17 protein-coding genes are annotated in these 20,471 nt (G+C 71.8%); 3 read left to right on the forward strand and 14 right to left on the reverse strand.

All coding sequences use genetic code 11. The annotated features are described in order from the left end of the window. Positions 1-116: 116 nt before the first annotated feature. The gene (gene clpB / locus AMIR_RS34400; protein ID WP_015805615.1) at positions 117-2,699 is read right to left on the reverse strand and encodes an ATP-dependent chaperone ClpB; all 2,583 of its coding nucleotides are present in this window, start codon (positions 2,697-2,699) and stop codon (positions 117-119) included. A gap of 212 nt (positions 2,700-2,911) precedes the next feature. Between clpB and AMIR_RS34405 the strand changes: the two genes are divergently transcribed. Next, positions 2,912-3,295: a VOC family protein gene (locus AMIR_RS34405; RefSeq protein WP_041838648.1), complete on the forward strand. Its 384-nt coding sequence runs from the start codon at positions 2,912-2,914 to the stop codon at positions 3,293-3,295. 466 nt (positions 3,296-3,761) lie between these two features. After that, positions 3,762-4,865 (forward strand): FAD-binding oxidoreductase, encoded by a 1,104-nt coding sequence (locus AMIR_RS34410; protein ID WP_015805617.1) that lies wholly within the window; start codon positions 3,762-3,764, stop codon positions 4,863-4,865. Between the two features lie 459 nt (positions 4,866-5,324). Here the strand turns inward: AMIR_RS34410 and AMIR_RS34415 are convergent, their stop codons facing one another. From AMIR_RS34415 to AMIR_RS34445, 7 genes are all read right to left on the reverse strand, one after another. After that, a complete protein-coding gene (locus tag AMIR_RS34415) occupies positions 5,325-5,756 on the reverse strand; it encodes a heat shock protein transcriptional repressor HspR (RefSeq protein ID WP_015805618.1) in 432 nt (143 codons plus the stop codon). After that, positions 5,753-6,949 carry a molecular chaperone DnaJ gene (gene dnaJ, locus AMIR_RS34420; RefSeq protein WP_015805619.1) on the reverse strand — a complete coding sequence of 399 codons (1,197 nt, stop codon included), beginning with the start codon at positions 6,947-6,949 and terminating at the stop codon, positions 5,753-5,755. Before dnaJ ends, AMIR_RS34415 begins: the two co-directional genes overlap by 4 nt. 20 nt (positions 6,950-6,969) lie before the next feature. Further along, complete coding sequence (grpE, locus tag AMIR_RS34425) at positions 6,970-7,623, reverse strand: nucleotide exchange factor GrpE (RefSeq protein WP_015805620.1); 654 nt, start codon at positions 7,621-7,623, stop codon at positions 6,970-6,972. Continuing rightward, positions 7,620-9,479: a molecular chaperone DnaK gene (gene dnaK / locus AMIR_RS34430; RefSeq protein ID WP_015805621.1), complete on the reverse strand. Its 1,860-nt coding sequence runs from the start codon at positions 9,477-9,479 to the stop codon at positions 7,620-7,622. The genes grpE and dnaK overlap by 4 nt, the downstream gene beginning before the upstream one ends. Positions 9,480-9,693: 214 nt before the next feature. Further along, entirely contained in the window at positions 9,694-10,500 is an 807-nt protein-coding gene (locus AMIR_RS34435) for a DUF4097 family beta strand repeat-containing protein (protein WP_015805622.1), read from the reverse strand. 165 nt (positions 10,501-10,665) lie between these two features. Beyond that, on the reverse strand, positions 10,666-11,241 hold the full coding sequence (locus tag AMIR_RS34440; RefSeq protein WP_015805623.1) for a hypothetical protein: 576 nt from the start codon (positions 11,239-11,241) through the stop codon (positions 10,666-10,668). Positions 11,242-11,401: 160 nt separating this feature from the next. Beyond that, the gene (locus AMIR_RS34445) at positions 11,402-11,731 is read right to left on the reverse strand and encodes a DMT family transporter (protein ID WP_015805624.1); all 330 of its coding nucleotides are present in this window, start codon (positions 11,729-11,731) and stop codon (positions 11,402-11,404) included. A 157-nt stretch (positions 11,732-11,888) separates the two neighbouring features. On the opposite strand from AMIR_RS34445, the gene AMIR_RS34450 reads away from it, so the two are divergent. Beyond that, on the forward strand, positions 11,889-14,165 hold the full coding sequence (locus AMIR_RS34450) for a (Fe-S)-binding protein (RefSeq protein WP_015805625.1): 2,277 nt from the start codon (positions 11,889-11,891) through the stop codon (positions 14,163-14,165). Positions 14,166-14,243: 78 nt separating this feature from the next. On the opposite strand, the gene AMIR_RS34455 is transcribed toward AMIR_RS34450, so the two are convergent. From AMIR_RS34455 to dcd, 6 genes are all read right to left on the reverse strand, one after another. Continuing rightward, entirely contained in the window at positions 14,244-14,624 is a 381-nt protein-coding gene (locus tag AMIR_RS34455) for a phage holin family protein (RefSeq protein ID WP_015805626.1), read from the reverse strand. A gap of 34 nt (positions 14,625-14,658) precedes the next feature. Beyond that, positions 14,659-15,849 carry an SdrD B-like domain-containing protein gene (locus tag AMIR_RS34460; protein WP_015805627.1) on the reverse strand — a complete coding sequence of 397 codons (1,191 nt, stop codon included), beginning with the start codon at positions 15,847-15,849 and terminating at the stop codon, positions 14,659-14,661. A 239-nt stretch (positions 15,850-16,088) separates the two neighbouring features. After that, complete coding sequence (locus tag AMIR_RS34465) at positions 16,089-16,931, reverse strand: SdrD B-like domain-containing protein (RefSeq protein WP_015805628.1); 843 nt, start codon at positions 16,929-16,931, stop codon at positions 16,089-16,091. A 177-nt stretch (positions 16,932-17,108) separates the two neighbouring features. Next, on the reverse strand, positions 17,109-18,227 hold the full coding sequence (locus tag AMIR_RS34470; RefSeq protein ID WP_015805629.1) for an SdrD B-like domain-containing protein: 1,119 nt from the start codon (positions 18,225-18,227) through the stop codon (positions 17,109-17,111). A gap of 205 nt (positions 18,228-18,432) precedes the next feature. Further along, positions 18,433-19,548 carry an SdrD B-like domain-containing protein gene (locus AMIR_RS34475; RefSeq protein WP_015805630.1) on the reverse strand — a complete coding sequence of 372 codons (1,116 nt, stop codon included), beginning with the start codon at positions 19,546-19,548 and terminating at the stop codon, positions 18,433-18,435. Between the two features lie 329 nt (positions 19,549-19,877). Next, positions 19,878-20,459, reverse strand: a complete 582-nt coding sequence (gene dcd / locus AMIR_RS34480) for a dCTP deaminase (protein ID WP_041837206.1) — start codon at positions 20,457-20,459, stop codon at positions 19,878-19,880. Between the last annotated feature and the right edge of the window lie 12 nt (positions 20,460-20,471).

Below are 20,471 nucleotides of genomic sequence, written 5' to 3' on the forward strand. Positions count from 1 at the left end.
TAGCGGGAGGCGGGGCGGTAGCGAAGATCAGTGCGGCCTGTCGGGATGACGAATCGGCTTCGATCTTCCGGTTCCGGGGGCGGCGGGCCCGCCGCCACCCCCGGACCGGTGACCCGTCAGGCCTTGCCGACGATCAGGCCGGTCGCGTCGTCGAGCACGTCGACCCGGACCGCGTCGCCGTCGCGCACCTCGCCGGAGAGCAGCTCGCGGGCCAGCTGGTCGCCGATGGAGGACTGGACCAGCCTGCGCAGCGGGCGGGCGCCGTAGACCGGGTCGAAGCCGTTGAGCGCCAACCACTCCCTGGCGGCCGGGGTGACCTCCAGGACGAGCCTGCGCTGCGCGAGCCTGGCCGCCAGCTTGGCGACCTGGATGTCCACGATCGAGGTCAGCTCCTCGGTCGCGAGCGAGCGGAACACCACGACGTCGTCCAGCCGGTTGAGGAACTCGGGCTTGAAGTGGCCGCGCACCACCTGCATGACCGCGTCCTCGCGCCCGCGCTCGTCCAGCGACACGTCCGCGATCGCGTGCGAGCCGAGGTTCGAGGTGAGCACCAGGATGGTGTTGCGGAAGTCGACGGTGCGGCCCTGGCCGTCGGTGAGCCTGCCGTCGTCGAGCACCTGCAGGAGCACGTCGAACACGTCCGGGTGGGCCTTCTCGACCTCGTCCAGCAGCACCACCGAGTAGGGCCTGCGGCGGACCGACTCGGTCAGCTGGCCGCCCTGGTCGTAGCCGACGTAGCCGGGGGGCGCGCCGACCAGGCGGGCCACCGAGTGCTTCTCGGAGTACTCGCTCATGTCGATGCGGATCATCGCCCGCTCGTCGTCGAACAGGAACTGCGCCAGCGCCTTGGCCAGCTCGGTCTTGCCGACGCCGGTGGGGCCGAGGAACAGGAACGAGCCGGTGGGGCGGTCGGGGTCGGCCACGCCCGCCCTGGTGCGGCGGACGGCGTCGGAGACGACCCGGACGGCCTCGGCCTGGCCGACCACGCGGCCGGTCAGCTCGTCCTCCATGCGCAGCAGCTTGGTGGTCTCGCCCTCCAGCATCCGGCCCGCCGGGATGCCGGTCCACGCGCTGACGACGTCGGCCACGTCGTCCGGGCCGACCTCCTCCTTGAGCATGACGGCGGCCTCCTGCGTGGTGCGGGTGGCCTCCTCCAGCTCCTTCTCCAGCGCGGGGATGCGGCCGTAGCGCAGCTCGGCGGCCCGGCCGAGGTCGCCGTCGCGCTCGGCGCGCTCGGACTCGCCGCGCAGCTGCTCCAGCTGCTCCTTGAGCACCCGGACCTTGTCGATGGAGCCCTTCTCGTTCTGCCAGCGGGCGGTCAGCGCGGCCAGCGACTCGCGGCGCTCGGCCAGCTCGGCGCGCAGCGCGGCCAGCCGCTCGCGGGAGGCCTCGTCGGACTCCTTCGCCAGCGCCATCTCCTCGATCTCCAGGCGGCGCACGGCGCGCTCGACCTCGTCGATCTCGACCGGGCGGGAGTCGATCTCCATGCGGAGCCGGGAGGCGGCCTCGTCGACCAGGTCGATGGCCTTGTCGGGCAGGAAGCGGGCGGTGATGTAGCGGTCGGACAGGGTGGAGGCGGCGACCAGGGCGGCGTCGGTGATGCGCACGCCGTGGTGCACCTCGTAGCGCTCCTTGAGGCCGCGCAGGATGCCGATGGTGTCCTCGACCGAGGGCTCGCCGACGAGGACCTGCTGGAAGCGGCGCTCCAGCGCCGGGTCCTTCTCCACGTGCGAGCGGTACTCGTCCAGGGTGGTGGCGCCGACCAGGCGCAGCTCGCCGCGGGCGAGCATGGGCTTGATCATGTTGCCCGCGTCCATGGCGGACTCGCCGGTGGCGCCCGCGCCGACGATGGTGTGCAGCTCGTCGATGAAGGTGATGACCTGGCCCGCCGAGTCGGTGATCTCCTTGAGGACGGCCTTGAGCCGCTCCTCGAACTCGCCCCGGTACTTGGCGCCCGCGACCATCGAGCCGAGGTCGAGGGAGACCACGCGCTTGCCGCGCAGCGACTCGGGCACGTCACCGGCCACGACGCGCTGGGCGAGGCCCTCCACGATCGCGGTCTTGCCGACGCCGGGCTCGCCGATCAGCACCGGGTTGTTCTTGGTGCGCCGGGACAGCACCTGGACGACGCGGCGGATCTCCGAGTCGCGGCCGATCACCGGGTCCAGCTCGCCCCGGCGGGCGCGGGCGGTGAGGTCGACGCCGTACTTCTCCAGCGCCTTGTAGGTGCCCTCGGGGTCGGGGCTGGTGACGCGGGCGGAGCCGCGCACCTTCTCGAACGCCTCGCGCAGGGCCTCCGGGTTCGCGCCGTGGCGGCGCAGCAGGTCGGCGACCTGGCCGCCGTGCTGGGCGAGCCCGACGAGCAGGTGCTCGGTGGAGACGTACTCGTCGCCCATCTCGGTGGCGAGCTCCTGGGCCCTGGTGAGCACCCGGACGGCGTCGCGGGAGAACTGCGGCGCGGAGATCGAGGAGCCGCTGGCGGCGGGCAGCGTCCGGCTGAGCTGCTCCAGCTCCTTGCGGATCACGCCGGGGTCGGCGCCGACCCCGGACAGCAGGGGCGCGGCCAGGCCCTCGCCCTGCGCGAGCAGCGCGCCGAGCAGGTGGACGGGGCCGACGTCCGGGTTGCCCGCGATCGTCGCCGCCTGCACCGCCGCGGACACCGCCTGCTGGCTCTTGGTGGTCGGGTTGAAAGCGTCCATTCCTCACCTCGGTCGACTCAGCCCTGATGCGCGACCAGCGTCCCGCACCGGTCGTCACCCTGCTCAACGTCAGAAAAGTTGAGCCCGTTCCGCTCAACCTGGCGAGAGCATTGTGACATGAGTCATAGCCGAAGTCCCGGAGGTGGGGCGGAGGGCGGGGTGAGCGGTGGTTCCGGGTGCGGGCGGGCGGCTCGCGGTCGATGATCTTGGGCATGGCTTCCCTGGTGCGACACCTGACCTTCGACTGCGCCGACCCGTGGGCGCTGGCCACCTTCTGGACCGGGATCACCGGCGGCTCGCTGGGCGAGGGCGACGAGCCCGGCGACGACGAGGTCGAGGTGGTGTGGGACGGGGGCGTGAACCTGCTGTTCATCCGGGTCCCCGAGGGCAAGTCGGCGAAGAACCGGCTGCACCTGGACCTCCAGCCGCACGACCGGACGCGCGACGAGGAGGTGGAGCGGGCGGTGGCCTTCGGCGCGACCGTGCTCGACGACCGGCACAACGCGGACGGGACCGGGTGGGTGGTGCTCGCCGACCCCGAGGGGAACGAGTTCTGCGTGGTGCGGAGCACTGCGGAGCGTGTTTCCCACCCGTGAGGGCGTCACTCGCTCGGACCAGCGGCTTTTCCACAGCGATGTCCGAGTTATCCACAATCCGCAGGTCGCTATCCACAGGCACGGCGGGATGATCACTCACGGAGCGCAGCCGCAGGTCCACCCGTGTGAGGGAGGGCCTCGGCAAGCGGCCAGACGGCGTAGGACAAGTCTCACCCTGTTGCGCAGGCCACGATCAAGGTACAACCGAAGTTGAATGATCCCTCGAAGGATCGAGCTCCGCGTTACACAACGAAGTCGTACTGCACTCAAAGGTGGCATCAAGGAGTCAACCACCCAGTTGACGGGTTAGTGTCGCAGCGTCGGGGTTGGATGCTTGACGAGGACGTAGCGCCGTTGCAGGCGCCGCAACAAACGTGGAGACTGCGCCCGGACCATGACTGCGAACGCTGTGTTGAGCCCCATCCCGAGCCCGCCGCACCGCGAACCTCCTCCGGGTGTCACCGCCATGGTGCGGCTGATCCGGGAGAGCTTCGCGGTCGTCGAGTCGCGCTCCGACGATGTGGCCAAGTTCTTCTACGGAATGCTGTTCAGCCTGGCCCCGGCGACCCGCGAGATGTTCCCCGCGAACATGGAGGTGCAGCGGAGCAGGCTGCTGCGGGCGCTGGTGCACGTGGTGCAGATGGTCGACAGACCCGACGACCTCATCCCCTTCCTGAGGCAGCTGGGACGCGACCACCGCAAGTTCGGCGTGGTCAGCTCGCACTACGAGTCGGTCGGGACCGCGCTGCTCGCCGCGATCAAGAAGTACGCGGGCGAGGCGTGGACGCCGCAGGTCGAGATGGCCTGGGCCGAGGCCTACACGATCATGGCCAGGGCCATGCAGGAGGCCGCGCACGCCGACGAGGGCCCCGCGTACTGGCACGCGACGGTGCTGGAGCACCAGCGGGTGAGCTGGGACCTCGCGGTGGTCAGGCTGCAGCCGGACCACCCGGTGAACTACCGGGCCGGGCAGTACGTGTCCGTGGAGACGCCCCAGCGGGCGAGGCTGTGGCGGTACTTCTCGCCGGCCAACGCGCCGCGCGAGGACGGGATCATCGAGTTCCACATCCGGTCCGTCGAGGGCGGGTGGGTGAGCCGGTCGATCGTCGGGCACACGCAGCCGGGGGACGTCTGGCGGATCGGGCCGCCGATGGGGCGGTTGAGCGTGAACCGGACGTCCGGGAACAACGTGCTGATGATCGCCGGTGGGACCGGGATCGCGCCGATGCACGCGATGCTGGACGAGATGGCGCAGTGGGGGGAGAACCCGAAGACGCACCTGTTCATCGGGGGGCGGACGAGGGAGGACCTGTACGACCTGGACAACCTGCAGCGGATGGCCAGCGCCAACCCGTGGTTGTCGATCGTGCCGGTGTTGGAGAACGACCCTGGGGCCAGAGGGGTCGAGCAGGGGACGTTGGCGGACGTGGTGACGCGGTACGGGGCGTGGGAGGACCGCGACGTGCTGGTGTGCGGGTCGCCTTCGATGATCCGGGCCACGGTGTCGAGGATGCTGGTCGCGGGGACCCCGCTTGACCGGATCAAGTACGACCCGTTCACGTTGGATTAGGGCGAAGAGCAAGAGCTGCAAGAGCTGAAGGGCACGCCTCGCCGGCGGGGCAGACCTCCAAAAAAGAGGGGGACGGGCTCTGCCGGCCGGTGACCGTTGGGGCGGTGGTCCCGTTTACCCCTGCGGTGGGTGGGGTCCCTCTTCTCCGTGTGGCCTCCTTTCAGGCAAGCACAGGCGTCAAGACGCCGTTGGGCACCCCGGTCTTCCGGGCGGTGCGGCGGCGTCTTGACACCTGTGCTCGGGCTTCGCCAGGCCAAACGGAGAAGAGGGACGCGGGAATGGGCGGCTGCGGGCTCGCTGCGCTCGCCCCGCAGCCCGCGAAGCGGTCAGCCCGCGAGCGTGGGAGTGCGGGCGGCCTGCGGTCCCTGCACGAGCAGAAAGGCCCGGAGCGGGCGGCTCCGGGCCTTTACTGGTGTGCTGTGCTGCTGGGTTCCCGCCCTGTCCTCTGCCGCTGTGGGGCTATCGGCGGCGTTGTTGGGGCTTCCAGACGACCAGGGCCGTCTCGTGGCGGACCGGGACCAGGTCTCTGCGGTACGAGGCGTGGACGGTCGCGGCTGCGGCTTCGGCTGCGGCCATCGCGTTCGCCAGCTGTTCGGTCAGCTCCGCCACCTTGCCGCGGAGCGCGCCCACCTCGTTCTCCAGGTCGATGATCCGCTTGATGCCCGCGAGGTTGACGCCGTCCTCCTGGGAGAGGCGCTGCACCTCGCGCAGCAGCACGATGTCCCGCATGGAGTACCTGCGTCCGCCGCCCGTGGTCCGGCCCGGTGAGACCAGGCCCATCCGGTCGTAGCTGCGCAGCGTCTGGGCGTGCAGCCCGGAGAGCTGGGCGGCCACCGAGATCACGAAGAACGGCGTGTCCTCGTCGGTGCCGGGCGGGAACGGGAAGGTCATGTCGACTTGCCCCTCTCCAGCAGCAGCGCGTTCAACTCGGCCCTGGGGTCGTGCTGGGACGTGGTCTTCGCGTACGCCTCCAGGGCGTCGCGGGACTTGGCGTCCGTGTTGTTGGGCACGGCCACCTGCAGCGTGATCAGCAGGTCGCCGACCTTGCCGTCGCGCCGCGCGATGCCCTTGCCCTTCGCCCGCATGACCCGGCCGCTGTTCGTGCCCGCGGGCACCTTCACGGTCACCTTGCCCTCCAGCGTCGGCACGGTCAACGACGTGCCGAGCGCCAGCTCCGGGAAGGTCACCGGGACGGTCAGCGTCACATCGTTGCCCGAGCGGCCGAAGATCGGGTGCGGGTTGACGTGGACCCGGACGAACAGGTCGCCCGTCGGGCCGCCGTTGCGGCCCGGCTCGCCCTGGTTCGCCAGGCGGATGCGCTGGCCGTCGTCGACGCCCGACGGGATGCGGATGGTCAGCGTCCGGGTCCTGGTGCTGACCCCGTCGCCGCCGCACTCCTGGCACGGGTCGTCCACGATGCGGCCGGTGCCCCGGCAGTCCTGGCACGGCTCGGAGAACGCGAACGCGCCCTGGCTGCGGGTGACCAGGCCGGCGCCGCCGCAGTTCCCGCAGGTGCGGGGCGTGGTGCCGGGCTTGGCCCCGGAGCCGGAGCAAGTCGCGCAGGCCGCCGGGCTGGACAGCCGCAGCGGCACGGTCGCGCCCTTGACCGCCTCGGTGAAGTCGATCCGGACGTCGGTCTCGACGTCCTCGCCGCGCCGGGGCCGGTTCGCCCCGGTCGCCGCGCCGCCGCCACCCCTGCGGTTGAACAGGCCGCCGAGCAGGTCGCCGAGCCCACCGCCACCGCCCATGCCGCCCTGGGCGCCCGCGGCGCCCCGGCCGAACAGGTCGCCGACGTCGAACCCGCCGCCGCCACCGCCGCCGAAGCCGCCGGGGAAGCCCCCGCCGCCCGCGAACAGGCGGCGGGCCTCGTCGTACTGCTTCCGCTTGGCCGAGTCGGAGAGGACGCCGTAGGCCTCGGACACGGACTTGAACCGCGCCTCGGCCTTGGCGTCACCGGGGTTGGCGTCGGGGTGCAGCTCCCGCGCCAGCTTCCGGTACGACTTCTTGATCTCCTCCGCGGAGGCGTCGGAGGAGACGCCCAGCTCGCGGTAGAAGTCCTTCTCGATCCAGTCCCTCGCACTCACCGGACGCCGCCCCCTCTCCGTCAGTCCTGCTGTTCTGCCTGGGCCTGCTCCGGCTGCGCGGGAGCGGGCTCGTAGTCGGTGACCACCACCATCGCGGGCCGCAGCACGCGGTCGGCGAAGCGGTAGCCGCGGCGGAACACGGCGGTCACGGTCGGGCCGGGCACGTCGGGGGAGGTGCTGTGCTGCACCGCCTCGTGCACGGCCGGGTCGAACGCCTCCCCGGCCTCGCCGAAGCCCTCCAGGCCGGTCGCGGTCAGCGCGGCGACCAGCTTGTCGGCCACCGCCTTGAACGCGCCGGTGAGGTCGCCGTGCTGGCCCGCGCGCTCGACGTCGTCGAGCACGCCGAGCAGGTCGCCCACGACCTTCGCCTTCGCGGTGGCGACCACGACCTCGCGGTCGCGCTCGACGCGCTTGCGGTAGTTGGCGTACTCGGCGGTCAGCCGCTGCAGGTCGGCGGTCCGCTCGTCGAGCTGGGCCTTCAGCTCGGCGGCGGGGTCGACCTCGGCGACGCCCTCGGGCTCGGGGGCGGCGTGCTTGCCGCCCCCGTTCCCGGCGGGAGAGGTGGTGTCGGCGGCCGACTCGGCGCGGATCTCCCCGGTCTCGGGGTCGACCCGGCGCAGGTCCGGCTGCTCCTCGGCGCTCACGTCTTCCGGCTGCTGGTCGGCGCTCGTCACTTCTTCTCGTCCTCGTCGACGATCTCGGCGTCGACCACGTCGTCGGCCTTGGCGCCGGGCTTGGCGTCGCCCTCGGCGCCGGGCGCGGAGCCCGCGGCGGCGTCGGTGGGCGCGCTGCCCGCGTACATGGCCTGGCCGATGGCCTGCGACTCGGTGGCGAGCTTCTCCACGGCGGCGCGGACCTTGGCGATGTCGGTGCCCTTGAGCGCCTCGCTGGTCTCGGCGATGGCCGCGCGGACCTTCTCCTGGACCTCGGCCGGGATCTTGTCCTCGTTCTCCTTGACGACCTTCTCGGTCTGGTAGACGAGGGTCTCGGCCTGGTTGCGGACCTCGGCCTCGTCGCGGCGGCGCTTGTCCTCCTCCGCGTGCGCCTCGGCGTCCTTGATCATCTGCTCGATGTCGTCCTTCGGCAGCGCGGAGCCGCCGGTGATCGTCATCCGCTGCTCCTTGCCCGTGCCCATGTCCTTGGCGGACACGTGCACGATGCCGTTCGCGTCGATGTCGAAGGTGACCTCGATCTGCGGGACGCCGCGCGGGGCGGGCGGGAGGCCGGTCAGCTCGAACATGCCGAGCTTCTTGTTGTCGGCCGCGAAGTCGCGCTCGCCCTGGAAGACCTGGATCTGCACGGACGGCTGGTTGTCGTCGGCCGTCGTGAAGATCTCGGAGCGCTTGGTCGGGATCGTCGTGTTGCGCTCGATGAGCTTGGTCATCACGCCGCCCTTGGTCTCGATGCCCAGGGAGAGCGGGGTGACGTCGAGCAGCAGGACGTCCTTGACCTCGCCGCGCAGGACGCCGGCCTGCAGGGCGGCGCCGACGGCGACAACCTCGTCCGGGTTCACGCCCTTGTTGGGCTCGCGACCGCCGGTCAGCTCCTTGACGAGCTCGCTGACGGCGGGCATCCGGGTGGAGCCGCCGACCAGGACCACGTGGTCGATGTCGCCGACGCTGATGCCCGCGTCCTTGATCACGTTGGTGAACGGCGCGCGGGTGCGCTCCAGCAGGTCGTTCGTGATGCGCTGGAACTCGGCGCGGGAGAGGGTCTCGTCCAGGAACAGCGGGTTCTTGTCCGAGTCGACCGTGATGTACGGCAGGTTGATGGAGGCGCTGTTCGAGCTGGACAGCTCGATCTTCGCCTTCTCCGCGGCCTCGCGGATGCGCTGCAGCGCCATCTTGTCCTTGGTCAGGTCGATGCCGTTCGCCTGCTTGAACCGCTCGACCAGCCAGTCGACGACGCGCTGGTCCCAGTCGTCGCCGCCGAGGTGGTTGTCGCCGGAGGTCGCCCGGACCTCGACCACGCCGTCGCCCAGCTCCAGCAGGGAGACGTCGAAGGTGCCGCCACCGAGGTCGAAGACCAGGATGGTCTGCTCCTTCTCGCCCTTGTCCAGGCCGTAGGCCAGGGCGGCGGAGGTGGGCTCGTTGACGATGCGCAGGACGTTCAGGCCCGCGATCTGCCCGGCCTCCTTGGTGGCCTGGCGCTGCGAGTCCTCGAAGTAGGCGGGGACGGTGATCACCGCGTCGGTGATCTCCTCGCCCAGGTACGCCTCGGCGTCCCGCTTGAGCTTCATCAGCACGCGGGCGCTGATCTCCTGCGGGGTGTACTTCTTGCCGTCGACCTCGTCGGTCGTCCACGTGGTGCCGATGTGGCGCTTGACCGACCGGATCGTCCGGTCGACGTTGGTCACCGCCTGGTTCTTGGCGGGCTGACCGGTGAGGACCTCGCCGTTCTTGGCGAAGGCCACGATGGACGGGGTGGTGCGCGACCCCTCGGAGTTGGCGATCACCGTCGGCTCGCCACCCTCCAGGACCGCGACGACGGAGTTGGTCGTCCCCAGGTCGATGCCGACCGCTCGCGCCATGAATTCCTCCAGGTGGTGCGTGTGTGGTTGCGCCCTTTGTTGAGCGAAGCTGGCTCAAGTTTGCCAGGCGGACCGGCCTTGAGTCCACCCGGCTCAACCTTTCTGACTGTCACAACGGGTGGGCGGGTCCCCGTGTTCCCGGATCGCGGGGGTGATCCGGCGCACACGTCGGCCCGCCCACCTGGCGGTGAACGGGCCGGTTGAGCGGGCGGGGTCAGACCCGTCCGATGACCATGTTCCCGCTGTTCGTGCGCAGGAAGAGCTCGTACGCGGCGGCCTTGTCGTCCGCCACGCCGGTGACGTCGACCTCGCCGCTGTCGGTCTCCGTGACCACTTTGTACGCGCCGGCCGGAACCCGCACGGTGAGCGCGCCGCTGTCGGTCCTGGCGCGCACGGACGCGGGCTCGACCAGGCCGAGCTCGACCCGACCCGATCCGGTGGTGACGGTCACCGGGCCCTTGGTCATGCCGGTGGCGCGCAGGTTCCCGGAGTCGAGCCGCACGTCCAGCGGGCCGCCCGCGCCGCTCAGGGAGACGTCGCTGGAGTTGCCCCTGAGCGAGACGCCCTCGACGGTCTGGTTGAGGACCACGTTGCCGGAGTCGACCTCCAGGTCCACGGACAGCGCCCCCTCGGCGGACAGGTCGCCGCCGTCGCTCTCGCCGGTGATCCGGACCAGGTCGGGCAGCACCAGGTCGTAGGTGGCGGTGCAGTGCAGGCCGCAGCCCTCCAGGACCAGCGTCTCGCCCTCGACGCGGTGGCTGCTGGCGGGGGTCCTCGCCTCGTGGCGGGAGTAGCGGAGCGAGCGGGTCAGCACGGCCTCGGCGCCCGGCCGGTGCCGGAACACCACGTCGCCGTCGCTCTGCGCCAGGCGCACCTCGGTCACCGGCCTGCCCAGCCCGTACCGGTCGGTGGCCTCCTTCCAGACCAGCCGCACGCACGACGTGGTCCCGGCGACCAGCACCACCGCGAGCACCACCGCGAACGACCTGCGCGCGCCTCGGGCCCGCCCCTCGCTCCCCATGCGGACAACGCTAGGTGCACGCGCGGTGGACGGGCACCGGGGGAACCCCCGTTCAGCGGGTGGGGGTAACCCCACCGAGTGGCGTGCCTGCCGGGTGCCCTGGACGGGTGTCGGGCCGCCCGGACGGGTTCGGACAGGCGCGCTCGGGCGGGCCTTCGGGCGCGTTCAGGCCAGGGCCTCCACGATCGCCCGCAGCGCGGGCGCCGAGCGGCCGGGGTCGTCCAGGAACCACTCGGAGGCGATCACGTGCGAGCCCGTCATCCGCTCCCACACCAGCCCCTGCACCGGGACGACCGTGATCACCAGCCGGAACGGCCGCACGGGCCGCCCCAGCCTGGTCTCCACGCCGCGCACCACCTCGCCGACGGGCAGCGCCGCGTGCCTGCTCCTGCGGGAGCGCCGGTGGTGGTAGTCGCCGACCAGGTCCTGGAGCGCGCGCACCGCGCCGCGCAGCGCGGGCCGCTGGGCCAGCGAGCGGCTGTCCGGGTCGGCGGGCGAGGTGCCGTGGCGGTCGGCCCTGGCGTGGTCGAGCACGTCCGCCCACCAGCCGAGCCACTCCTGCGCGGCGCCCGCCCGGTCGACGCCGCGCGGCACCACGACCGGCACGGCGGGGTCGAGGCCCGGCAGCTCGGGCACGGTGTCCACCGACAGCGCGAGCGTGTCGCGCACGAACAGCGCGGTCGTCACGGTGTGGTTGCTCCCGTGCGACACCTGCCACGACTCCCGCCCGGTGAACCCCATGCCGCCATTGTCCGGTGGTCGTGTCCGGTTCGGGGTTTCCCCGGCGCATCGGGAGGGACACGGCTTCGGCTCGACGCGCTCCACCCGCCCTCGGCGCTGCGGTCGGGCTTCGGCACCCCGGAGCGGCGCGGTCGGGGGCGGCGCCGCCGGGGCGGCGCGGTCAGGAGCCGGACGAGCTGCCCAGCTCGATCGCGACCACACCCGCGATCACGAGCAGCAGCCCGACGACCATCGTGGCGTTGACCCGCTCCCCGAACAGCACGACGCCCACCGCCGCGACGGCCGCGATGCCGAAGGCGCACCAGATCGCGTAGGCGACGCCGAGCGGCATCCCGAGCTTGAGCACCTGGCTGAGCGCGCCGAACGCGAGGGCGTAGGCGATCACCACGACGACCGAGGGGGCGAGCTTGGTGAACCCGGCGGAGAGCTTCAGCGAGACGGTGGCGGTGACCTCTGCGACGATCGCCAGCGCCAGCAGGAGGTAGACCACGGGAAGCCTCCGGGAGCGGGTCGGGGGACGCCTGCGAGTCTAGGCGTCGCGACCGGGCGGTCCCGGCTGCGCGGGGAGCCTTCGCCAAGTGGTTACTCACCAGTAATCCAGCGTAGGCTCCCACGGAGGAAACCGGACTCAGAAAGGCCGCGACCACATGGGAGCCCTCCAGCTCACCCTCGGCGCCATAGGCGTCGCCGCCAGCGCGTATGCCTGGGGAATCTTCGTGGCGGGCGTGGTCCGGATGGTGCGGATCATCCGGCTCGGCCAGCCCGACGCCACCCGCAACGGCCCGGTCTGGCCGAGGCTGCGCACGCTGGTGGTGGAGTTCGTCGCGCACACCAGGATGGCCAAGCTGCGCAAGGTCGCGCCGTGGCACTGGATGGTGATGTGGGGCTTCCTGATCGGCTCCGCGGTGCTGTTCGAGGCCTACGGCGAGGTCTTCTACCCCGGCTTCCACTGGCCGGTCATCGGCACGTGGTCCGCGTGGGCGCTGCTGATCGAGCTGCTGGGCATCGGCACCGTCGTCGGCGGCGTCGCGCTCGCGGTGATCAGGCAGCTGAACCACCCGCGCCGCGCCGACCGGGTCTCCCGGTTCGCGGGCTCCGACTTCAAGGCCGCCTACTTCGTCGAGGCCGTCGTGATCGTCGAGGGCCTGGGCATCCTGGGCGTGAAGGCGTTCAAGCAGGCCTCCGGCCTGGAGGACCCGCCGCTGTGGTCGTCCTTCGTGACCGCGCCGCTGAGCGAGCTGCTGCCCGCGAGCCCCGACTGGGTGTCGGTCATGGCGTTCGTGAAGCTGGTGACCGCGCTGATCTGGCTGGCCGTCGTGGCCAAGAACCTGACGATGGGCGTGGCCTGGCACCGGTTCAGCGCCTTCTTCAACATCTACTTCAAGCGCGAGGACGACGGCGGGGTCGCGCTGGGCGCGCTGCGGCCGATGATGAGCGGCGGCAAGGTCCTGGACCTGGAGGAGGCCGACCCGGACACCGACGTGTTCGGCGTGGGCAAGGTCGAGGACTTCACCTGGAAGGGCTGGCTGGACTTCAGCACCTGCACCGAGTGCGGCCGTTGCCAGTCCCAGTGCCCCGCGTGGAACACCGGCAAGCCGCTGTCCCCCAAGCTGATGATCACCCAGCTGCGCGACCACGCGTACGCGAAGGCCCCGTACCTGCTGGCCGGTGGCCGCCGCGACATGGCGGGCGACGAGGTCGGGCTGGTCGAGGACAAGTACGAGGACTACAAGAAGCGCCTGGAGTCGATCGACGTCCTGGCGATGGCCGAGGCCGAGCGCCCGCTGGTGGGCGAGGCGGGCGAGCTGGGCGTCATCGACCCCGAGGTGCTGTGGTCCTGCACCACGTGCGGCGCGTGCGTCGAGCAGTGCCCGGTGGACATCGAGCACGTCGACCACATCGTCGACATGCGCCGCTACCAGGTGCTGATCGAGTCGAACTTCCCGTCCGAGCTGGGCGGCATGTTCAAGAACCTGGAGAACAAGGGCAACCCGTGGGGCCAGAACGCCAAGGACCGCCTGGCGTGGGCCGACGACCTGGACTTCGAGGTCCCGGTGTTCGACGGCGAGCTGGGTGACGCGGAGTACCTGTTCTGGGTGGGCTGCGCGGGCGCGTTCGAGGACCGGGCGAAGAAGACCACCCGCGCGGTCGCGGAGCTGCTGCACACGGCGGGCGTGCGGTACACGGTGCTCGGCCCGGAGGAGAGCTGCACCGGCGACCCGGCGCGGCGCGCGGGCAACGAGTTCCTGTTCCAGATGCTGGCGCAGCAGAACGTCGAGGTGCTCAACAGCGTCTTCGAGGGCCGCGAGCCCGGTCGTCGCAAGGTCGTGGTGACCTGCGCGCACTGCTTCAACACGCTCGCCAACGAGTACCCGCAGGTGGGCGGCCAGTACGAGGTCGTGCACCACACGCAGCTGCTGAACCGGCTGGTGCGGGAGCGGCGGCTGGTGCCGGTGGCCGAGATCGCCGAGGACGTCACCTACCACGACCCGTGCTACATCGGGCGGCACAACAAGATCTACGAGGCGCCGCGCGAGCTGATCGGGGCCTCGGGCGCGACGCTGCGCGAGATGCCGCGCAACTCCGACAAGGCCATGTGCTGCGGCGCCGGTGGCGCGCGCATGTGGATGGAGGAGCGGATCGGCAAGCGGATCAACCTGGACCGGGTGGACGAGGCGCTGGGCACCGCGCCGTCGAAGATCGCGACGGGCTGCCCGTTCTGCCGGGTCATGCTGACCGACGGGGTGACCGCGCGGCAGAACGAGAAGGTCGTGGGCGGCGGCGTCGAGGTGGTGGACGTGGCGCAGCTGCTGCTGACCGCCGTGCGCCGCGGGCAGGCGCAGGAGCGGGCGGACGTGCCGACCGACGAGTCGTCGACCGGGACGCCGCTGCCGGACGGCGACAAGGCCGCGACGAAGGACTGATCGGCTGGAACGCGCGGAGGGCCCCGTCGTCCGGGTTCGGACGGCGGGGCCCTCCGGCGTTCGCGGGGGGCTTCGGGGTCAGTCCTGCTCGACGGCCCGCTCGTAGACCAGGTTCAGCAGCCAGCTCGCCAGCGCCACGATGATCGCGCCGAAGAACGCGGGCCAGAAGCCGGTCACCTGGAACGGCAGGCCCAGCTCGCCGGCGACCCAGCCGGTCAGCCAGAACATGAGGGCGTTCACGACCAGGCCGATCAGCCCGAGGGTCAGCAGGTAGAACAGGCAGCCGAGGAACTTCACCACCGGCTTCACCACCGCGTTGACCAGGCCGAACACCACGGCCACCCCCACCAGGGTGCCGATCTTGGCCGGGGTCGAGCCGCCCTCCAGGTCGATGCCGGGGACCAGGGTCGACACCCAGACCGCCACGGCCGTCAGCAGTACCTGCGCCACAATGCCCATGCCGCAGGGTAACCGCGGGAATCCTCCGAACGGGTCAGGCGCGACGGCGGCGGGCGCGGGCGGCGTGGTGCAGGGCCAGACCTGCGGCCAGCAGGGCGAGGCCGGTCAGCAGCGGCCAGAACGGGGCGGCGCCGGTCCTGGCCAGCTGCTTCGGCGCGCCGCCGACCGGGGGCGTGGTGGTCGTGGGGGCCGTCGAGCTGCCGGGCGCGGACGTGGTGGACGGCGGGGTGCTGGACGGCGGGGCGGTGACGGAGAGCGCCACCTCGGCGGTGTTGTCGCCCTGGTCGCCGTCGCCGAACGTGGTCCCCGGCGCGAGGACGACCCGGAAACCGGTGATCGTCGGGTCGGTCAGGGCGTAGCGGAGCTTCGCGGTCGCGGTGGCGCCCGGCTCCAGCGGCGCGGTCAGCGCGAAGCCGTCGCCCTCGGCCACGACGCCCTCGCCGGTGGACAGCAGCTTCGCCTTCGGCCGGTCGACGGTGAAGCGCACGCCGTCCGCCGCCTCGCCGGAGTTGGTGATGGCGAAGGACAGCTCGACCTCGTCGCCGGTGGCGCGGGCGCCGGGCTTGTCCGGGCCGAGCTTCAGCTCGCCGAGGACGAGGTCGGCGCGCGGCGCGAAGTACGGGGTGTCCACGCGGACCTGCGCGCCCTTGCCGACGAACAGCCTCGTGGTGACGGCGGAGGGCAGCAGGCCCTGGGCGCGCAGGTCTGCGAGCACCAGCTCGTGGTCGTCCTCGGGGACGTCCTCGATGCGGTACGAGCCGGTGGCGGTGAGACCGCCGAGCCGGTGCGCGGGCTGGAGCTCGCGCTCGCCCGCGTCCCGCACGCCGTCCCGGTCCGCGTCGACGAAGGCCGAGCCGGTGACGACGCCGCCCCGGATGCCGAAGTCGAGCGTCCCGCCGCCGGTGCGGAACACCGAAGAGGGCGTGGTGGTCGCGTAGCGGTCGGTGTTGGCGTTGTAGATCGCCAGCGGGGTGCCGGAGGGCAGGCCCGTCGCGCGGTAGCGGCCGTTGGCGTCGGTGCCGTACTCGCCGATGTGCTCCTTGGTGGCGGCGTTGAAGACCCGGACGCCCTTCCCCGAGGCGAGGGCGGGCTCACCTGCGTCGACGACGCCGTTGCCGTTCCGGTCGAACCAGATGAGGCCTTCGAGGACCTCGCCGTCCTGGGCCAGGGCGGTGCCACCGCCGAGGAGCATCAGCACCGCGGTGACCGCGACCAGCTTCTTCACCTGGAGTCCCCCGTGGGAAAGGAAGTGTCGTGCGACGACACCCCGTCGTCGTGCGGCGGGCGCGGGGCGTTTCCGCGATCTGGATCACACCGGGGGCTTTTCCGCGGTGCGCGGGGCTGCTTCGAACGCCGGAACGCCGGGTGGCGCTCCGCTCGCCACCCGGCGTTCCGGGAGCGCGCCCCGGTTCGGCGGGGCGCGGGAGGGGATTCCCGCACCGGGAGGGGCGCGGGAATCCTCGGTCAGGATTCTTCGGAATCGCCCTTCACGCCGAGGGTGCGGGCCGTGGTGTTGTTCTCGACGTACCTCTCGGAAGCGCCGAACTCACCGGGCAGGACTTCCAGGGTGATCTCCCCCGAGGTGAGCGGGGCGAGCACCCGGAATCGCGCGCCGAGGTGCTGGACGTCGCGCCGGGTCCGGTTCTCGGCGAACGCGCCGACCAGCTCCCCGCGCGCCGACCCGTCCGCCAGGTGCGGCACGCCGCCGACGCCCACGAGCGGCGCCAGCTGCTCCGGGAAGGTCAGCCGGGCGCCGAACCGGTCGTCCAGGTCGCCCCGGTAGGACACGCCGCCGACGACCGTCACGATCTCGCCGGGCTCGTAGCGGTCCTTCTCGGGGGAGATCACCAGAGTGGTGGCGTAGTAGTCGTTCGCGCCCCTGGCGAACCCGGCGTCGACCGAGGTCAGGTGCGGTTCCTCGGCGGTGATCCCGATCTTGGCGAGGCCGTTCGAGCTGTCGACCCGCGAGTCCCCGCCCCCACGGGTCCAGGTCTGGCCGTCGTCCTCGCGATTGGGCGTGCGCAGCTCGTAGTCGCCCGCCGGGAGGCCGGTGAAGCGGTACGCGCCGTCGACGTCGGTGTTGGCGCTCCGCTCCAGGCCGGTCGTGGTGTCGCGCAGGAACACCTGCTGGCCGGAGACCCCGTACTCGTCCGGGCCCTTGCGGCCGTCCGCGTCGAGGTCGCTCCAGACGACCCCGGAGACCGAGCCGCCGACCCCCTCGTCGGCGTTCGCGAGTCCGGCGGTGAGAACCGGGAGCAGCGCGGCGATGGCGAGCGCCGCGGCGATGAGCTTGCGGGTTTTGCGCATTTCCTGGTCCCCCACGGACAAGAATTTCGTGACGTGGGGAAGACGTCCCCGGCGACGGCCGGGTTGCCCGTTCTCCGCGTTTTCCGGTAACGAGCCGACAACGTTCGGTGAACCCGCCCGTGACGCGCGGAGGGGCCGTCCCGCGCTGTCGCGGAACGGCCCCTCCGGGGTCCGGTGTCAGTCCTCGTGCGCGGCGCGGCGGCGGCTCAGGCTCACCGCGAAGGCCGCGCCACCGCCGACGAGCAGCACGGCGCCGAGCGCGAGCGGGCCGACCAGCGAGGCCCCGGTGCCGGCGAGCGCCTCCTGCCGCACCTCCTCGCCGTGCGCGACGGGCATGTAGACGTTCTTGGCGCCCCCCGCGGGCGCGGCGCTGCTGGGCGCGGCGACCTCGGACGTGGGCGCGCCGCCACCGGTCCGCCCGACGCCCGCGCCGACCGGGCTCGCGGCGGCGCTGCTGGCCGCGACCGGGCTGCCGATGGCGGAGAGGAGGGCGGACCGGGTGTTGTTGGCCGGGTTGACGTCGGTGGCCCCGTGCCGCAGGGGCAGCACCTCCAGCCGGACCTCGGCGGCGGTGAGGGGCGCGTCGACCCGGAAGTCGTAGCCGACGAACTCGATCAGGCCGGAGCCCCGGTCGTCCTGGAACATGCCGGTGACCTCGTGCGGGCCGTCGGCCTTGCCGCCGGCGGGCATCCCGCCGACGCGGGTGAGCTTGGTCAGCCCGGCGGGCACGGTGAGGCGGGCGCCGAAGCCGTCCGGCAGGGGACCCGTGTAGTAGGCGCTGCCGACGATCTTCACGACCTCGCCGACCTGGTAGGAGTCCTTGGCGGGCTCGAAGATGAGCTGCGAGACGGAGTAGTCGTTGCCCGTGGGGGCGAACCCGCCGTTGAGGCCCACCACCGCGGGGCGCTCCTCGGTCAGGGTGACGGTGGCGGTCGCGACGCCGCCGCCGGGCGCGAAGCTGGAGCCGCCGCCCGCGCGGGTCCAGGTCTGGCCCTGCGCGGTGCGGTTCGGCAGGGAGAGCGTGTGGGCGCCGAGCGCGAGCCCCCGGAACGAGTAGCTGCCGTCCGCCGCGGTGGTCGTGGTCAGGCCGCCCAGCACGACGCTCTGACCGGCGATGCCCGATTCCCAGGAGTTCAGCGCGCCGTCGTTGTTCTTGTCGTTCCAGATGATCCCGGAGATCGCCCCCTCGTTCTTCTCCGGGATTTCCTCCTGGGCGCCCGCGGTTCCGCCCAGGAAGAGCGGCGCCACCACGGAAGCGGTGAGGACCGCGAGTGCTCTCTTGCGGGTGCTGCGCATTTCCTTCTCCCCCAGTTGTGCAGCTCGGCCGTGCTGATCGCTGCACAGTGGAGGACGCTTCCGCTGATGGCGGGTTGCGCCCGTCCGCGCACGTTCGGTAACAAAACGACAACGCGGGAACGGGTCGCCGAATACACCTGCCGCACCGTGACCGAGGTCGCGGTGCGGCAGTCCGAACCGGGGCGGGCGATACCGGGGTCGGCGATCAGGCCTTGGCGCGGCGGCGGCGGCTGAGCGCGAAGGCCGCGCCACCAGCGGTCAGCAGCGCGCCCGCCAGGGCGATCAGGCCGAGCGGGGACGCGCCGGTGCTGGCCAGCGAGCCGGTGGCCTGCGCGACCGGGGTCGCGGTGGCGGTGGAGGTGGTGGTCGCGGCGCTGGAGCCGCTGCTCGGGGCCGGGCTGGTGACGTCGCCGACCGGCTGGGCGACCGGGTCGACGGCCGGGTCGGCGGTGGGCTCGACCGGCGCGGCGACGGCGGTGAAGGACGCGGTCGAGGTGTTGTTGCCCGCGTCGGGGTCGGTGTGGCCGAAGGAGCCGGGCTCGATCTCGTAGGTGATCCGACCGGCGTCGATCGGCTTGGTCACCACGTAGTGGGCGCCGAGGTAGACGTAGTGGCCGGGGTACTGCTTCTGGGTGAGCGTGCCGCCCAGCACGGTCGAGGTGTCGGTGGTGACGAGCATCCCGCCGATGGCCTCGCCCTGCGCGGTCAGCTTCTGCAGCCCCTCGGGGACGGTGAGCTTGGCGCTGTAGAAGTCGTAGAAGGGGCCCTCGACGTGCGCGCCGCCGATGATCTCCACGACGTCCCCGACCTGGTAGGTCTCCTTCGCCGGGCTGAGGCGGATGTCGTAGGCCTGGTAGTCGTTGACCCCGGCGTCGGCGACACCGCCGTTGAACCCGCTCGCGGTCGGGTGCTGCGCGTCCAGGGAGAGCGGGGAACCGGTGCGGCCGGACGGGCCGAAGCGGGAGTCCGGGCCCCAGCCGGTGAACATCCGGCCGTCCTGGGCCGCCAGCTCCAGCTCGTACATGGCCATCGGGAGGTTGTCGAAGCGGTACGAGCCGTCGGCGCCCGTGGTGCCGGTGATCCGCGTGCCGGGGCCGGTCGCGTCGGGGGCGTGGTAGATGAGCGAGACGCCCTGACCCGCGAGGCCCTGCTCTCCGGAGTCGATCGCGCCGTTGCCGTTGGCGTCCTTCCAGACCATTCCGGAGATGGAGCCCTCGCCGGTCGGGATGGCGTCCTGGGCGGTGGCGACGCCGGTCAGGAACAGCGGGGCGATCGCGGAGCAGACGAGAGCGGCGGCGAGGTGCTTGCGGGTGGCGCGCATTTCTGTTTCCCCCAGGAAATTCGTTCTTGTTCTTCGTCGTGCTGCTTGGGACATCCAGAAAGACGCCTGCACCTCGGCCGGGTTGCGTCGGTTTCAGCGAGTTCGGTAACGGAATCACAACGCCGGAAAATGACCTTGAAACGACGGAAGCCGCACCACGAAAATGATCGTGGTGCGGCTTCCGGGAATTGTTCGCAGCGGTGGGCCACAGGAGAGGACGCGCTTGCAGGGGGTGGGTTGCGCGGGAGTTCACCGGGTTCGGTGACGAAACGGCAACGCCCCGGACAGCGGTGAGCCCTGCGACCCGGTGCGGGTGGCGGTGCTCGCCGTCAGCGGCGGGTGTCGGTGCGGCGGAAGTTCAGGTGCGCGCGCGACGGCGTCGGCCCGCGCTGCCCCTGGTACCGGCTGCCCGCCTCGCGCGAGCCGTAGGGGAACTCGGCGGCGCTGCTGAGCCGGAACAGGCACAGCTGGCCGATCTTCATGCCCGGCCACAGCGTGATGGGCAGGTTCGCGACGTTCGACAGCTCCAGGGTGATGTGCCCGGTGAAGCCGGGGTCGATGAACCCCGCCGTGGAGTGCGTGAGCAGCCCGAGGCGCCCGAGGGAGGACTTGCCCTCCAGCCTGCCCGCCAGGTCGTCCGGCAGCGTCACCTGCTCGTAGGTGGAGCCGAGCACGAACTCGCCGGGGTGCAGGACGAACGGGTCGTCGCCCTCGGCCTCGACGAGCGAGGTGAGGTCGTCCTGCTGCACGGCCGGGTCGATGTGGGTGTAGCGGGTGTTGTTGAAGACCCGGAAGAACCGGTCGAGCCGCACGTCGATGCTGGAGGGCTGGACGAGGGAGTCGTCAAACGGCTCGACCACGAGCCGCCCGGACTCGACTTCTCCGCGCAGATCGCGGTCACTGAGCAACACGCTTGACAGCGT

The sequence above is a fragment of the Actinosynnema mirum DSM 43827 genome (genome assembly GCF_000023245.1).
Classification (GTDB): Bacteria; Actinomycetota; Actinomycetes; order Mycobacteriales; family Pseudonocardiaceae; genus Actinosynnema; species Actinosynnema mirum.

Bases quoted from the DNA above. Each gene is read 5' to 3' on its own strand.
- AMIR_RS34465 (WP_015805628.1), bottom strand. From the start codon at position 16,931: ATGCGCAAAACCCGCAAGCTCATCGCCGCGGCGCTCGCCATCGCCGCG.
- AMIR_RS34435 (WP_015805622.1), bottom strand. From the start codon at position 10,500: ATGGGGAGCGAGGGGCGGGCCCGAGGCGCGCGCAGGTCGTTCGCGGTG.
- AMIR_RS34450 (WP_015805625.1), top strand. From the start codon at position 11,889: ATGGGAGCCCTCCAGCTCACCCTCGGCGCCATAGGCGTCGCCGCCAGC.
- AMIR_RS34415 (WP_015805618.1), bottom strand. From the start codon at position 5,756: ATGACCTTCCCGTTCCCGCCCGGCACCGACGAGGACACGCCGTTCTTC.
- AMIR_RS34470 (WP_015805629.1), bottom strand. From the start codon at position 18,227: ATGCGCAGCACCCGCAAGAGAGCACTCGCGGTCCTCACCGCTTCCGTG.
- AMIR_RS34410 (WP_015805617.1), top strand. From the start codon at position 3,762: ATGGTGCGGCTGATCCGGGAGAGCTTCGCGGTCGTCGAGTCGCGCTCC.
- AMIR_RS34455 (WP_015805626.1), bottom strand. From the start codon at position 14,624: ATGGGCATTGTGGCGCAGGTACTGCTGACGGCCGTGGCGGTCTGGGTG.
- clpB (WP_015805615.1), bottom strand. From the start codon at position 2,699: ATGGACGCTTTCAACCCGACCACCAAGAGCCAGCAGGCGGTGTCCGCG.
- AMIR_RS34405 (WP_041838648.1), top strand. From the start codon at position 2,912: ATGGCTTCCCTGGTGCGACACCTGACCTTCGACTGCGCCGACCCGTGG.
- AMIR_RS34475 (WP_015805630.1), bottom strand. From the start codon at position 19,548: ATGCGCGCCACCCGCAAGCACCTCGCCGCCGCTCTCGTCTGCTCCGCG.
- AMIR_RS34440 (WP_015805623.1), bottom strand. From the start codon at position 11,241: ATGGGGTTCACCGGGCGGGAGTCGTGGCAGGTGTCGCACGGGAGCAAC.
- dnaK (WP_015805621.1), bottom strand. From the start codon at position 9,479: ATGGCGCGAGCGGTCGGCATCGACCTGGGGACGACCAACTCCGTCGTC.